This is a genomic window from Elizabethkingia occulta (assembly GCF_002023715.1).
Lineage (GTDB): Bacteria > Bacteroidota > Bacteroidia > Flavobacteriales > Weeksellaceae > Elizabethkingia > Elizabethkingia occulta.
The window spans coordinates 329,660-343,481 of record NZ_MAHX01000016.1; the positions used below are offsets into that span (position 1 = coordinate 329,660).

Annotated in this window: 15 protein-coding genes; 11 read left to right on the top strand and 4 right to left on the bottom strand. The window is 35.9% G+C overall.

Translation table 11 applies throughout. From position 1 onward, the window contains the following. Positions 1-155: 155 nt before the first annotated feature. From BAZ10_RS12245 to catB, 11 genes are all read left to right on the top strand, one after another. Complete coding sequence (locus BAZ10_RS12245) at positions 156-470, top strand: CD225/dispanin family protein (RefSeq protein WP_059325645.1); 315 nt, start codon at positions 156-158, stop codon at positions 468-470. Continuing rightward, entirely contained in the window at positions 461-847 is a 387-nt protein-coding gene (locus tag BAZ10_RS12250; RefSeq protein WP_078772284.1) for a DUF2752 domain-containing protein, read from the top strand. The genes BAZ10_RS12245 and BAZ10_RS12250 overlap by 10 nt, the downstream gene beginning before the upstream one ends. A 63-nt stretch (positions 848-910) precedes the next feature. Beyond that, on the top strand, positions 911-1,636 hold the full coding sequence (locus tag BAZ10_RS12255; RefSeq protein ID WP_078772285.1) for a WG repeat-containing protein: 726 nt from the start codon (positions 911-913) through the stop codon (positions 1,634-1,636). Positions 1,637-2,041: 405 nt separating this feature from the next. Next, positions 2,042-4,150 carry a TonB-dependent receptor gene (locus BAZ10_RS12260; protein WP_078772286.1) on the top strand — a complete coding sequence of 703 codons (2,109 nt, stop codon included), beginning with the start codon at positions 2,042-2,044 and terminating at the stop codon, positions 4,148-4,150. Between the two features lie 168 nt (positions 4,151-4,318). After that, positions 4,319-5,026, top strand: coding sequence for a hypothetical protein (locus BAZ10_RS12265; protein WP_078722485.1), 708 nt, complete (start codon positions 4,319-4,321; stop codon positions 5,024-5,026). After that, complete coding sequence (locus tag BAZ10_RS12270) at positions 5,002-5,523, top strand: acyl-CoA thioesterase (protein WP_078772287.1); 522 nt, start codon at positions 5,002-5,004, stop codon at positions 5,521-5,523. The genes BAZ10_RS12265 and BAZ10_RS12270 overlap by 25 nt, the downstream gene beginning before the upstream one ends. A 90-nt stretch (positions 5,524-5,613) precedes the next feature. Beyond that, entirely contained in the window at positions 5,614-6,555 is a 942-nt protein-coding gene (locus BAZ10_RS12275; protein ID WP_078772288.1) for a 2-hydroxyacid dehydrogenase, read from the top strand. Positions 6,556-6,584: 29 nt separating this feature from the next. Next, positions 6,585-7,829: a serine hydrolase domain-containing protein gene (locus tag BAZ10_RS12280; RefSeq protein ID WP_078772289.1), complete on the top strand. Its 1,245-nt coding sequence runs from the start codon at positions 6,585-6,587 to the stop codon at positions 7,827-7,829. 20 nt (positions 7,830-7,849) lie between these two features. After that, positions 7,850-9,679 (top strand): Ig-like domain-containing domain, encoded by a 1,830-nt coding sequence (locus tag BAZ10_RS12285; protein ID WP_078772290.1) that lies wholly within the window; start codon positions 7,850-7,852, stop codon positions 9,677-9,679. A gap of 3 nt (positions 9,680-9,682) precedes the next feature. Beyond that, entirely contained in the window at positions 9,683-10,135 is a 453-nt protein-coding gene (locus BAZ10_RS12290) for a heme-binding domain-containing protein (protein ID WP_078772291.1), read from the top strand. 151 nt (positions 10,136-10,286) lie between these two features. Next, positions 10,287-10,913, top strand: a complete 627-nt coding sequence (catB, locus tag BAZ10_RS12295) for a type B chloramphenicol O-acetyltransferase (protein ID WP_078772292.1) — start codon at positions 10,287-10,289, stop codon at positions 10,911-10,913. Between the two features lie 166 nt (positions 10,914-11,079). On the opposite strand, the gene BAZ10_RS12300 is transcribed toward catB, so the two are convergent. From BAZ10_RS12300 to BAZ10_RS12315, 4 genes are read right to left on the bottom strand one after another with little or no spacing between them, the layout of a single operon-like run. Further along, the gene (locus BAZ10_RS12300) at positions 11,080-11,589 is read right to left on the bottom strand and encodes an NUDIX domain-containing protein (protein ID WP_078772293.1); all 510 of its coding nucleotides are present in this window, start codon (positions 11,587-11,589) and stop codon (positions 11,080-11,082) included. A 1-nt stretch (position 11,590) separates the two neighbouring features. Then, positions 11,591-12,520: a site-specific tyrosine recombinase XerD gene (gene xerD, locus BAZ10_RS12305; RefSeq protein WP_078772294.1), complete on the bottom strand. Its 930-nt coding sequence runs from the start codon at positions 12,518-12,520 to the stop codon at positions 11,591-11,593. Positions 12,521-12,542: 22 nt separating this feature from the next. Continuing rightward, a complete protein-coding gene (locus BAZ10_RS12310) occupies positions 12,543-12,983 on the bottom strand; it encodes a deoxycytidylate deaminase (RefSeq protein WP_078772295.1) in 441 nt (146 codons plus the stop codon). Then, positions 12,983-13,741 carry an enoyl-CoA hydratase/isomerase family protein gene (locus tag BAZ10_RS12315; RefSeq protein ID WP_078772296.1) on the bottom strand — a complete coding sequence of 253 codons (759 nt, stop codon included), beginning with the start codon at positions 13,739-13,741 and terminating at the stop codon, positions 12,983-12,985. The genes BAZ10_RS12310 and BAZ10_RS12315 overlap by 1 nt, the downstream gene beginning before the upstream one ends. Between the last annotated feature and the right edge of the window lie 81 nt (positions 13,742-13,822).

Genomic DNA, 13,822 nt, shown 5'->3' on the forward strand with positions numbered 1-13,822 from the left:
AGTTTTATTCGTTAGTAAATCACACATTTGGTGTGAAAAAGTATACAAAAATACGAATTTTATACGGGCTTTTAAGGTGAATCTTATTTAGATTGGTTATAAATATAGTGTAAATTGCCTGTTTTGCATTATATTTACGCTGAATTAAAATTGCTATGGAACACATTGATGATACCTCTATAATGACTCCTAATCCACAACAAAGCTTTCCTCCGAAAACGTGGCTGGTAGAGTCTGTATTGGCTACCGTATTTTGCTGCCAGATTCTTGGGATTATAGGAATAATTAATGCCGCTTCGGTGGAATCTAAATTCTACAGAGGTGATGTTTTAGGTGCTCAGAAAGCATCAAAACTGGCAAAGCAAATGGTAATATGGTCTGTGATTTCATGGTTTATTATTGCTGCGATTGTAGTGGCATTTTATGTCTTCACAATTGTGCTTTCTACTACAACAGGTGAATGGAAATAATAAAAAAGTATAAGTTCCTTTCTATAGCCGTATTGCTTCTGCTATGCGGGGTAGGAGTTTATATCTTCTATCGATATAATCCTGAAACTTCAGGATTCTTTTTACAATGCCCTTTTAAATTACTGACGGGGTACGACTGTCCCGGATGTGGATCACAAAGAGCTTTACATGCTTTATTGCATGGAGATATAAACGGAGCTTTTGGTTATAATCCTTTATTTATAATAGCAATTCCGTATGTTATTACAGGCCTTATCTTTAATCAGGATAAAGTGAAAGCCAAATATCCAAAGCTTAGAAAAGCACTGTTTGGACAAAAGGCCATTTATGTTATCCTTTTTATTGTTATTTCTTTCTGGCTTCTGAGGAACTTATAAAAAATCTTAAAAATTTGTCCGACGCAGGAAGTTTTCTCAAATTTGTGAGTAAACACAACGCAAATGAATAAAATATTTGCTGTAATAATTTTGTTTTTTTTATGCTGTATAATTGCTTACGGACAGCAAAATAAGGTAATACAGACTACTTCCAATAAGAATGATATTCCGGAGCTGATCCCAGTTTTCAGAAACGGGAAGTATGGTTATATCAATACTACAGGAAGGCTTATAATTCCCACAAAATTTAATCTGGCTTTATTTTTTACCGAAGATTGCAATCTTACACAGTCACCAAATGAGAAGATTAGACTGTATGGTAAGCAGAATTATGCTACAGTAGAGATAGATAAAATTGCTTATCGGATTGACAAAACAGGTAAAGCCTTATATCGGTATAAGAATGAAGATCTGGGACGCTGCAAAAAAGATTTTCAAATGCCTGCATATACGATCTACAAGAATGGTGAGAATTATGGACTTGTAAAAAAAGACCTTCAAGGCGCAGCAGATCTGTCGCAGGTTTATATAATACCGCAATACCAGTATTTGTTTGTCATGGATTCCGATGATCAGGAGAATCCGATGATTATTGCAATAAAGAATGATAAATTCGGAGTTGTAGATAAAAATAACAACGTTATTATTGGTTTTGAATATGAAGATATTAAGAAGAATATGTCATGGAAAGAGGCTCATTTATTTGAGGTAAGCCAGGACGGAAAGAAATACTTCTTTATGGACAAAGCATCCAATAAATATCAGATTAAAACACGAAGCCAAAATTAGAAATTGATAAATATTAAAACTGGCTTAACTTTATAGTATAATACTCTTCGATAGTTAGTCAAGCTCACTATAGACTTAACTCAGAGTGACATTGTTTATCCAGAATATCTTTCTTTTATAGGTGTCAGGCTGAGCCTGTGGAAGTCTAACATGTCTTGAATTAAAATTAAAACAGGCTCTTAGTTCTTATGTAAAATTAACGGGCTAAATGATTAATATTCTGCTGTGTTAAAATTTTTTAATATCAGAAATTTGCTTTAGCTTTGTTCCCGGAAAAAGGGGTGCCTCTAAGAGGCTGAGATTATACCCTACGAACCTGGGCGGGTAATGCTGCCAAGGGAAACTAAGTAAAAATGACCTGGTCATTTTAGGTGCATCCTTTTATTCCACAACTAATATGTGAGAATGAAAGGATTATTTTTTTTATCAGCACTAAGTGCTGCATCAATAGCTTTTGCGCAAAGCAAACAAGATACTATTCGGGAAATAGATGAGGTTCGGGTTATCAAGAGACTTCCCATAACGAAAGATATCGTTAATGTAGAAAAAGACTTAGGAAGAAAAAATTTGGGACAGGATCTACCTTATCTTCTTAAAAACCAGACATCTGTAGAAACAACAACCGATGCCGGTAACGGTGTAGGATATACAGGTTTAAGAATCAGAGGTGTAGATGGTACTCGTATCAATGTAATGCTGAATGGTGTTCCGTATAACGATAGCGAATCTCAGGGAACTTTTTTTGTAAACATTCCGGATGTTACATCTTCAGCTTCCAATGTAATTATCCAGCGTGGAGTTGGAACATCTACTAACGGAGTAGCTGCTTTTGGAGCAAGTGTTAATATTATTGGACGCGATCCGGAAGAGCAGCCATATTTCTCTACTCAAAATTCTATGGGTTCATTTAACACACATAAACATTCCTTTGAAGCTGGTACAGGAAGTTTACTAAATGGTAAACTCTCCTTTATGGGACGTTACTCTATTATAAAATCGGATGGTTATATAGACAGGGCGTTTTCGGATCTTAATTCCTATAATTTTGTCGGTGTTTATAAGGATGGAAATACAAAGATCCGTTTTCAGACTTTTGGTGGAGATCAGCAGACTTATCAGGCTTGGAACGGAATTTCTAAAGCTCAGTATGAGATCAATCCACGCTACAATCCATCAGGAGAAATTTATGATAAAGATGGCAAAGTCATAGGTTTCTATAAAAATGAAACGGATAACTACAAGCAACAGCATTATCATTTATTATGGGAACAGCGTTTCAACGATAACTGGAAACTAAATACTACCTTGCACTATACACGTGGGTTGGGATATTATGAAAACTATAAATCCAATCAGAAATTCAGTAAATACGGAATTCCTCCATATGTGATAGGAACAGAAACTGTTACAAGCGGTGATATGATCCGCAGAAAGTGGTTGGATAACGATTTTTATGGTATTGTATCGGAACTGAATGGTAAGGTAAACAATTGGGATCTTAATTTTGGTGTAGTTGCTAATCAATATTATGGCAGGCATTACGGACAAATTATAAGCGGATCCAATCTACAGCAAATTGATCTTCCAATTGAATATTACAGAAATAACGCAACTAAAAATGAGATCTCGGGTTATGCCAAAGCTTTGTATAAATTTGGCGACTTAGAAATGTTTGGTGATCTGCAATTGCGAAATATTACTTACCATTCCAATGTGATAAAAGCGAGTGCTGAGGAAGCTCCGACATTTGATAAAAAGTTTACATTCTTTAATCCTAAAGTTGGATTTAATTATCATCTGGATGGAGGTACTCTATATCTGTCCTATGCAAATGCTCACCGTGAGCCGGTAAGAGATGATATTGTAAATGCTCCCGATGTAAAACCTGAGACGCTTCATGATTTTGAATTGGGATATAACAAAACTTTCAATGGATTATCAATAACGGCGAATGCTTATTACATGCTGTATAAGGATCAATTAGTTCTTATCGGAGCTATCAATGGAGTAGGAGCTTCACTGCGAAAAAATGTAGGGAGAAGCTACCGTGCCGGAATAGAATTGGGAGCGGGATATCAGTTCTCAGAGAAGTTTAATGCTTTACTGAATGCTACTTTTAGTCAGAATAAAAACAAAGATTATATCGTTCAGCTTTCAGAAACCGAGACCGAAAATCTAGGAACAACGAATACCTCTTTCTCTCCGAACTTTATAGGAAACCTTACTCTAAACTATCTTCCGGTTAAAGACTTACAATTTTCTCTGGTGAATAAATTAGTTGGTTCTCAGTATTTAGATAACACGAATGCGCCGGAGAGTAAAATAAAGTCTTATTATCTGTCAGATTTTATAGCGAGTTACCAGGTTGCATGGGGTAGAACTGATATAGGTTTCAGTCTTTTGGTGAACAATATATTTAACCAAAAATATATTAATAATGGTTACTCCGGTCCATTCTATTATGCACAGGCGGGAGCCAATTTCCTGGCAGGGATCTCTTTAAAATTTCACTAAATCATCTTCTATATTAATTTACTTTATTATGGCTGCAGCACGCATTTATGCGTGCTGTAGTTTTTACTAGGATAAGATAGATAAGATATTGAATGATTATATTTTAAAAAATGCAAATGACTCTCTACTTCCATTTTGCAGTCCTGTAATAAAATAATAAATTTGCCCATGATGAATATTGCACAGCAAATCATACATGATTTACAAAGCCGAAAGAGAGTAGAACTTTCTGGCTTAGGGACATTGAACCTCATTACCAAGCATGCAGAAGTAGATGAGGCCAATGATAAAATTCTCCCGCCGAAACAGGAAATAGAGTTTATTGCAGATAAAAAAGCCGTAGAAAATAGCTATACCAGTCACGCTCAGGAATGGATAAGAGAACTGATGTCAACAGGAGAAGTCCAGGTTAAAGGTCTGGGCAAATGGATGAATAATGCCGGGAAGGTTATTTTTTTTCCGGAAGAAAAAATCCTGAGTAACTCTTTTTATGGTCTTGAAGAAATTTCATTACCAAAAGTTACCCGCATTCAGCCAGTTGAAAGTTTACAAAACGAAGCTAAGAAAGCCAGTGATTATAAAGCAAACAGATCATGGATCTGGATACTTTTAGCACTTGGTGGTGTAGGAGCTATTGCTTATTTCGGAATTACACAAAAAGAAGAAATTTTCGGAAAGAAATCTTTTGATGATGCGCAACCGAAGAAAGTACATGTGCCTACTAAAGAAGAATTGTTGCAAAAACAACAACAGGAAGCTTTGAAGCTGAAGACGGATAGTATAAAGGCAGATAGTATAAAAAAAGATTCAATAAAAAAGGCAGCTCCCCACTGGAGTTCAAAAGATAAAAAATGGAGAAAAAGAAAAAAGCACTAGAGTCATTAACTGTAATGACCAATATTGTATTGCCAAATGAGACAAACTCTTTGCGCAATCTTTTCGGAGGAGAATTGCTTGCAAGAATGGACAGATGTGCTTCTATATCGGCATCCAGACATAGTGAGCGCAGAGTAGTAACCGCTTCTGTAAATCACGTTTCCTTTAATGCACCTATTCCGGAAGGAAGTGTTGTAGTTCTGGAATCTAAAGTTTCCCGTGCATTTTCTACTTCTATGGAGGTATATGTAGATGCATGGCTGGACGATCCTATTCACAGAAAGAAAATTCATACTAATGCGGGAATTTATACATTCGTAGCAGTAGATGAATTCAATAAACCTGTGCCTGTGCCTGAATTGGAACCAGAAACAGATGAAGAAATTGAGCGCTATAAAGCTGCTTTACGTCGTAAAGAGCTAAGCTTAATCTTATCCGGAAGAATGAAGCCTACAGAATCTGTAGAGCTGAAAAAGCTTTTTTCAGGAGAGATTTAAATCTTCTAAATAACAAAAATGGTCCGGCAGATTTAATATTTAAATCTGCTGGTTGTTTTATCTCCATTCACTAATAAACTCCCAATTGTAATGTCAGCACCCTTAATACTCTTATTGGACAAAAACCACCCCCTTATTGTGGAACAGCTTTCGGCAAAAGGATTTCAGTTTGAAGAAGATTACACTTCTTCTTACGATGAAGTTTTATCCAAAATCCATCTTTACGACGGTATCATTATCCGTAGCCGGATTCCTGTAAATGCCAGATTTCTGGAAGCAGCAAAAAAACTGAAATTTGTGGCCCGTGTAGGAGCCGGAATGGAAAATATAGATACCCCAAAAGCAGAAGAGCTGGGTATTGCATTAATCAATTCGCCGGAAGGCAATAGAGACTCCGTAGCCGAACATGTTATCGGAATGCTACTTGTCCTGATGAATCGTTTGTTCATAGCCTCGTTGGAGGTTAAAAACGGAATATGGCTGCGTGAGGAGAATCGTGGAGATGAACTGATGGGGAAAACCTTTGGTATTATTGGCTATGGTAATATGGGAAAGGCTGTCGCTAAAAGATTATCAGGATTTGGAGTGAAAGTTATCTTTTATGATATTCTTCCTGATCTTGGTGATGAATATGCTACACAAGTTAGTTTGGAAACTTTGCAGAAAGAAGCTGATATTATAAGTCTTCATACTCCACAGACCCCAGAGACTCATTATCTAATAGATGAAGACTTTATCCGTAATATGAATAAAGACTTTTACCTGGTAAATACTGCAAGAGGAAAACATGTGAAAACCTCGGCATTAGTAGAAGCTTTAAAAGAAGGAAAAGTAAAAGCTGCCTGTCTGGACGTTCTGGAATTTGAAAAAGCATCTTTCGAAAATATTCAGACTTTAGAGAATTCCGATTTAGACTATTTGTTAAATTCCGAAAAAGTAATTGTTACACCACATATTGCTGGTTGGACTGTCCAAAGCAAAATTAAGCTTGCGCAATTTATTGTTGACAAGATTTTACAATTAAATTTATAAATTGCCGTTCCTTAATTCAAATGTTATTTATGAAGAAGTATAGTGCTCTTTTTTTACTTTGCACCTTAACCTTTACCGCTTGTAAAAAAGAAGGTGGAAAAGCGCAGTCTAATGATGAAAAATACGAAAGTAAGCTTCCCAACTATGGAAGTGTCAATTTAAAAGAAGTTTTCTCTCCCGAAGATTCTAAACTTGCAGATAGGAATGCAACAGTTCAGGCTATAGATGGTTATTATAAACATGTATGGGAAAAGGGAGATCTTAGCGGTGGTGTTTTAGTTGCTAAAGGAGACGACATTCTGTATGAAAAATACAGAGGATTTGCTCGTGAGCATAATACCGTTCCAATTACGAAAGATGTAGCATTGCACGTGGCATCGGTTAGTAAGCCGATTACTGCTATGGCTGTGATGAAGCTGATAGAGGCAGGTAAATTAAAACTAAACGAACCACTTACTACATTGTTTCCGGGATTTCCTTATCCGGAAATTACCGTAGAAATGCTTTTGAAGCAGCGTAGTGGATTACCTAAATACGAACATTTTCTGGAAGATGCAAAAGTGCCGAAAGCCAATTATATCAGTAATAAATTTATTCTGGATTTTATTATTAAAAATAAACCCGAATTAGCCAGAAAACCAGATACCGGATTTATGTATTGCAATACCAACTTTGCATTGCTTGCTCTGGTTGTAGAGAAGGTTACAGCAACGCCTTTCCCGGAGGCTATGCAGGAGATGGTTTTCAAGCCTTTAAAGATGAATAATACTTATATCTTTCAGGAAAAAGATATTCCTACAGCAGGACAGTCTTTCTATAACAATGGAAAAAGATTGTTTCCACTGGATTATCTGGACCTGATTTATGGTGATAAGAATGTTTATACGACGCCCCGGGATTTGTATAATTTTTCCAAAGCTTTATTCTCTAAAGATTTTTTAAAACCAGAGCTTATGAATCTTGTATTCCAGCCATATTCTAATGAAAAAGCTGGTGTAAATAATTATGGTATAGGTTTCAGAATGAAAATCTTCGATAATGGAGAAAAACTCACTTATCACAATGGATGGTGGCATGGTTCCAATGCTGTATTCGGGCATTTGTTGAAATCTAAAGTAACGATTATAGCCATCGGAAATAAATATTCTTCCAGAGTTTATTCTACTTTAGCTTTATCTGGATTATTTGAAAATTTTCCGTTTGAAAGAGAGCGTTTGAGTAAAGAACTGGACAGACTTCCTGTAGATGAAAAACCTTCTGACGCAGGGGAATAGAAAATTGCTAAATTTGCCGTATGAGAAATGCCTTCTTTTTGTTATTTATAATTCTCTTCTTTTCCTGCGCAAGGGTGGGAGCACCTGTTGGAGGAGAAAAGGATAAAACACCACCAAGGGTTGTATCTTCAAAACCAGATTCTTTAGCAAAGAACGTTTCGACGGATCTTAAAGAGCTAAGGATTGATTTTGATGAGTATATTACCCTGAAAGATGCATCCAAGCAATTGGTTATTTCTCCGCCTATAAAGAAATTAAAAAAGATTATTCCGTCTGCTATGGCGAATAAGTATATCCTGATCCAATGGGAAGATACACTGAAGGCAAATACAACCTATAATTTCAATTTCGGAAATAGTATTGCAGATAATAATGAGGGGAATGTACTTCCATATTACAACTTTGTTTTTTCAACAGGGAATACTATAGATAGCCTTTATATAAGTGGTAATGTAGATGATGTTCTCACACCAAGGAAAAAGAATAGTAAGGATACCAATACAAACGATAAAGAGAAACCTCTTGTTGTAGGCTTGTATAAAGCAGATGCAAAAGATTATAAAGAAAAGCCATATTATATTTCGAGAGTAGATCCGGATGGGTATTTTGAATTAAATTATCTGGCTGCCGGAGATTATAATCTTGTTGCTTTTCAGGATGATAATCAGAACAGTATTTACGATTCCGGAAAAGAGAGAGTTGCTTTCTTACCAGAGCCTCTGCATTTGACAGAACCTAAAAAAGGATTACGTCTGTTGCTGTCTCCGCCAAAGAAAAAATTCAGATTTGTTGAAACCAAACCAATTCCTGGAGGCCTTAATATGGTTTTCGAAGGGAAACCGGATGATAGTCTTCAGATAAATCAAGTAGGATCAGCTCTTTCTGATTTTAAAATACAACGTAAACCTAAATCGGACTCTGCATATATATGGATAAATCCAAAAGGAAATGATTTCAAAGAGTCTTCAACGAATGTGAAATTCTCTTTCTACAACAATGTGAAGAAAAAGGTTGATACTGTTTCAACATATTATAAAGTAAATACTAAAGACGAGTTAACACTAAACAATAATTCCGGTACAACACTTCCTCCGGGAAGCAATCTGAGGCTTAAAGCTAATATGGCCTTGGATAAAGTGGATTTTGCACAGTGGGAACTGAAAGCAGATAGTACTACTGTAGTGCCATTCCAGGCGCAAATTTCTAAAACAAATCCGTTTGAAATTCAGGTTGATGCCCAGCTTCTGGCCGGAAAAAAATATAGCCTTAGAGTAGGGAAAGAAAGTGTGTCCGCATTCTATTTTAAAAATGCAAAGCCAATTATATTCAATTTTGATGTTGGTAAAAGCGATGAATATGGGTCTTTAGTTTTCCGTTTAGCTAATGCTCCTACTGCACCATTCTGGGTTCAGTTGCTGAATGATAACTTTGATGTTGTAAAAGAACAGAAGGTTGAAGGTAAAACAGAAATAAAATTCGAAAACCTGAAAGCAGAAACTTATTCTATAAGGATATTGGTAGATAATAATAAAAACGGAGTGTGGGACGGTGCAGATTTCGAAAAACATATCCAGCCGGAAGAAGCATATCTGTATCGTAAAAAAATGACCGTAAAACCTCTTTGGGATAAAGTAGAAAACTGGGATCTGAAAGATACATCTGTAAATGATAAAGAAGATCAGGAGGATTCATTAATGCCTTCGGGAGCAGGAATTAAGAGTATAGAAGAACAGGAAAAAGAAAAAGCCAAAGAGAAGGCTAAAGATAAAGACGATAAGACGAAGAAAGAGCAGAACGATCTGTATCAGAAACAACAACAGCAGTTACAAAACCCGGGATATCAGCGATAGCCTATGATAAAGAAAATCTTGTTCTGGGGATTTGTTGTATTAGTTGTTATCCAGCTTATTCCTGTAAACAGAACCAATAAACCTGTAAATAAGAAAGATAACTTTGTCAGTCTGCAACAATCTCCGGCAGATGTTACGCAGCTTTTACAGCGTGCCTGTTATGATTGTCATTCTGATGAGACGAAGTATCCATGGTACTCTTATGTTGCGCCTATTTCGTGGACGGTAAAAGACCACGTAAATGAGGGTAAAGCACGGTTGAATTATTCTGAATGGAGTCAGTACAATAAAGATCAGAAGACAACTATATTACAGAAATCTGTTTCTACAATAGAACAACGTTCTATGCCAATGCCTGCATATATATTAAAGCATCCGGAAGCAAATCTGAATAATACTGAAAGAAATACACTCACTGAGTATTTTAAGAAGCTACTGACTGATAACAAGTATTAAGCGCTTTATTAGTCATAGCTACGGTATATTTTTATAAATTTGACTTATAAAATTAACGCATTAGCTTTTTTAAATTAACATACACCACTTTTTAGGAGTTATTATTATATAACCCCTATTTCTTCTATTGTTAAATTTAAAAGTTATAAACGTGAAAAATTTCTTCGAAAGCCCTTTCAAAGGGAAAATCATAAAAGATCATATCCAAAATCCTAATATCATTGCCGGTAAATATTCTTATTATTCAGGCTATTACCACGGATATTCATTTGACGATTGTGCCCGCTATTTGTTGCCAGACAGAGATGACGTAGATAAATTGATTATAGGATCTTACTGTTCTGTGGGAACTGGTGCTAGTTTTATAATGGCAGGCAATCAGGGACACCGATATGACTGGATATCCAGTTTTCCATTTTTTTATATGAATGAAGTGGAAGCCTTTGAAAACAGCATAGATGCCTTTAAAAATGCAGGTGATACAATAATAGGAAACGATGTATGGATTGGAGGTGAAGCGATGATTATGCCGGGAGTAAAAGTAGGGGATGGTGCCGTAATAGGCAGCCGTGCATTAGTGACAAAAGATGTAGAGCCTTATGCTATTGTTGGAGGTAATCCTGCAAAACTGATTAAAAAAAGATTTAGTGAAAACCATATAGCAATATTGCTCGAAATAAAATGGTGGGAATGGGATGAAGAGATTCTTGTAGAAGCAATGCCTATACTTTGCTCCGGTAATATTGATTTATTATACAAGTTTTATAAGAATATCTGAAAGTAAAGGGCTTCTGTATCAGCTAGTTAATTACTTTTAAGACCATGAATTCAGATGAAGACAGAAAGCTTATTAGCATTTTCATTTTTTTGACTAAAAAAACATCATAGGTTTCTAAAACCTATGATGTTTATATATTCCGGCTGTTTCAGAGTCGTTTATAAGTCTACTGCAATCTGTATTTTTCAAAAAATAGTTTTTGCGATTCAAAAGCAATTTCATTCAGGTCAATCTCATTTTTTTTAACCCAGATCGTATCAGAAATCTCATGCTCTTCGAGTACAACATCAAACTTTTCTGTCACCTCATATTCAAAGAAAAGATCCATAGTATGGTATAATATATCCTTGTAGGGATAAGTATTGGGGATACTACAGATGTATTTCAGTTTACTTTCGTCAACTTCTATCTGCATTTCTTCGAATAATTCCCTGCGGCAGGCATTCTCTGCTGTTTCTTCAAAATCTATAAATCCGCCGGCAAGATCCAGTTTTCCATGGGAAGGTTCCTGATTTCTTCGGGTTAGCATAACCTCGTCGCCGCATTTTATTACAACAGCAACAGCAGCAGCAGTATTATTGTAAAAAACGAAGTCACAGGATGCACAATGCATTTTCCTTCCGTTAAAAGTAAGACTCTCTTTTCCGCAGTTCGGGCAGAATTGTAGATTTAGCATATTATTCTATATGATGTTTATTGTTTCGCGGGTGAAAATCAATAATAGCAGTCCTTAGGTTCTCTGTCTCCAGATGTGTATATACCTGGGTAGTTGTAATACTGGAATGACCCAATAATTCCTGTATAAATCTAAGATCGGCTCCATTTTGTAATAAATGTGTAGCGAAAGAATGCCGGAATGTATGCGGAGAAATACTTCTGTAAATCCCTGCTTTTGCAGCCATTTCTTTGATCATGATAAATACCATTACTCTCGATAAAGCTGTTCCTCTGGTATTCAGAAAAGCTACGTCTGTACTTTTTGGAGCTACACGCATGTGGCTTCTGGTATGTTGAATATAATTCTGAAGAATTTTTTGCGTATAAGGAGCCAACGGAACAAACCTTACTTTCTTACCTTTACCCTCAACCCTGATATAAGATTCATTAAAATTGATGTCGGATAATTTAAGATCAATTAATTCTGAAACACGGAGGCCGCAGCCATAGAGAACTTCGATGATACAAAAGTTCCGCTGTCCAATATCAGTACTCTGGTCAATAACTGAAACTAGTTTTTCCACATCATCAAAACTAAGGGTATCCGGCAGATATAAACCCAACTTTGGTCCCTCCAGTAAAGATGTAGGATTTTCCTGTATCAATTCTTCTTCGAAGAGATATTTATAAAAAGCTTTTGTAGAAGATACCCAACGAGCCTGAGTTCTTTCACTAATGCCTTGTTTAGACTGATATTGCATAAAGTCTAATAAATGATCATAAGTGATATCTTCTGGTGAAAAATCCTCTAAAAATTCCTGAGTATACTCAGCCAGTTTTTTTAGATCTCTGATATAAGCGTCTAAAGTATTGTTGGAAAAATTTTTCTCGAATTTTAAGTATTCTGCAAAGTTTTTAATTTGTATATCCCAATTCTTTTTTTCATCCATGTGTGTGTTTTTGATATTATTTTTATATTATATTCTCAAGTTGTGTGTCGTGTATTTGTAATATTTCAACTCCTGCTTCTTTCAGGAATTTTAACCCAGCATCATCCGAATAGGCATCAATGTATACCAAACGTTTTATACCGGACTGGTGTATAAGCTTACTGCATTCCTTACAAGGAGATAGCGTAAGATATAATGTGGCCCCTTTACATGATTGTGTAGAGTTCGCCAATTTCAGAATTGCGTTAGCCTCTGCATGAAGAACATACCAATGTGTTTTTCCTTCTGTATCTTCGCAACAATTTTCAAATCCTGAAGGTGTTCCGTTATAACCATCCGAAATGATGGTACGGTTGTTCACGATCAGCGCCCCTACCTGCTTTCTTTTGCAATAGGAAAGTTTGGCCCATTCTTTAGCCATACGGAGATATGCGATATCAAATTTAGTAATTTCACTCCCCATTAGAAATTTGGTTTTCTCTTCTCCATAAACGCAGCAACTCCTTCTTCTTTATCTTCCAGTTCGAATAATTTTCCGAAAGATTTTATCTCCTTTTCAAATCCGTTTTCAGAATATGAAGCATTTACGGCAGCAATAGCTTCTGTAATAGCAAGAGGTGAGTTTTTGGAAATTGTTGAAGCCAACTCTTTTGTTTTATCCATCAGTTCAGCTAATGGAAAAACATCATTCACCAATCCTATTTCTTTAGCTCTTTGGGCAGGAATCATTTTTGCAGAGAAGATAATTTCGTTAGCAATACCTTTTCCCACCAATTTTGGAAGCCTTTGCGTTCCACCATATCCCGGGATAAGACCTAAAGTAACCTCTGGTAAACCCAATCTGGCAGTTTCAGACGCATAACGGATATGGCAAGCCATTGCCAATTCTAGTCCTCCACCTAATGCAAAACCATTAATTGCTGCAATAACCGGTTTTTTTAAATTTTCTATCTTATCAAAAACATTTATATGTCCTTTTCTGGACATTTCCTCTGCCTGATCAGCATTATAATCTGAAAATTCTTTTATGTCAGCTCCGGCAACAAAAGATTTTTCACCACTTCCGGTAATAATAATAACCCGGATTTCCGGATTTTCCTCAGCATGGGAAACAGCCTCATTAATCTCCTGCAAAGTCTGTCCGTTTAGTGCATTCAGACTCTCAGGGCGATTAATTTCTATCGTAAAAATATTGTTTTCCTGACGTGTGTTAATGTTCATATTAGCTTCTTTTTGTAAGAATTATATCTCTAATTTTTGAAAAAAAATAAAGAATATTAGTTAAAAGTAATAAAAAAAACC

Bases quoted from the DNA above. Each gene is read 5' to 3' on its own strand.
- BAZ10_RS12245 (WP_059325645.1), top strand. From the start codon at position 156: ATGGAACACATTGATGATACCTCTATAATGACTCCTAATCCACAACAA.
- BAZ10_RS12250 (WP_078772284.1), top strand. From the start codon at position 461: ATGGAAATAATAAAAAAGTATAAGTTCCTTTCTATAGCCGTATTGCTT.
- BAZ10_RS12255 (WP_078772285.1), top strand. From the start codon at position 911: ATGAATAAAATATTTGCTGTAATAATTTTGTTTTTTTTATGCTGTATA.
- BAZ10_RS12260 (WP_078772286.1), top strand. From the start codon at position 2,042: ATGAAAGGATTATTTTTTTTATCAGCACTAAGTGCTGCATCAATAGCT.
- BAZ10_RS12265 (WP_078722485.1), top strand. From the start codon at position 4,319: ATGATGAATATTGCACAGCAAATCATACATGATTTACAAAGCCGAAAG.
- BAZ10_RS12270 (WP_078772287.1), top strand. From the start codon at position 5,002: ATGGAGAAAAAGAAAAAAGCACTAGAGTCATTAACTGTAATGACCAAT.
- BAZ10_RS12275 (WP_078772288.1), top strand. From the start codon at position 5,614: ATGTCAGCACCCTTAATACTCTTATTGGACAAAAACCACCCCCTTATT.
- BAZ10_RS12280 (WP_078772289.1), top strand. From the start codon at position 6,585: ATGAAGAAGTATAGTGCTCTTTTTTTACTTTGCACCTTAACCTTTACC.
- BAZ10_RS12285 (WP_078772290.1), top strand. From the start codon at position 7,850: ATGAGAAATGCCTTCTTTTTGTTATTTATAATTCTCTTCTTTTCCTGC.
- BAZ10_RS12290 (WP_078772291.1), top strand. From the start codon at position 9,683: ATGATAAAGAAAATCTTGTTCTGGGGATTTGTTGTATTAGTTGTTATC.
- BAZ10_RS12300 (WP_078772293.1), bottom strand. From the start codon at position 11,589: ATGCTAAATCTACAATTCTGCCCGAACTGCGGAAAAGAGAGTCTTACT.
- xerD (WP_078772294.1), bottom strand. From the start codon at position 12,520: ATGGATGAAAAAAAGAATTGGGATATACAAATTAAAAACTTTGCAGAA.
- BAZ10_RS12310 (WP_078772295.1), bottom strand. From the start codon at position 12,983: ATGGGGAGTGAAATTACTAAATTTGATATCGCATATCTCCGTATGGCT.
- BAZ10_RS12315 (WP_078772296.1), bottom strand. From the start codon at position 13,741: ATGAACATTAACACACGTCAGGAAAACAATATTTTTACGATAGAAATT.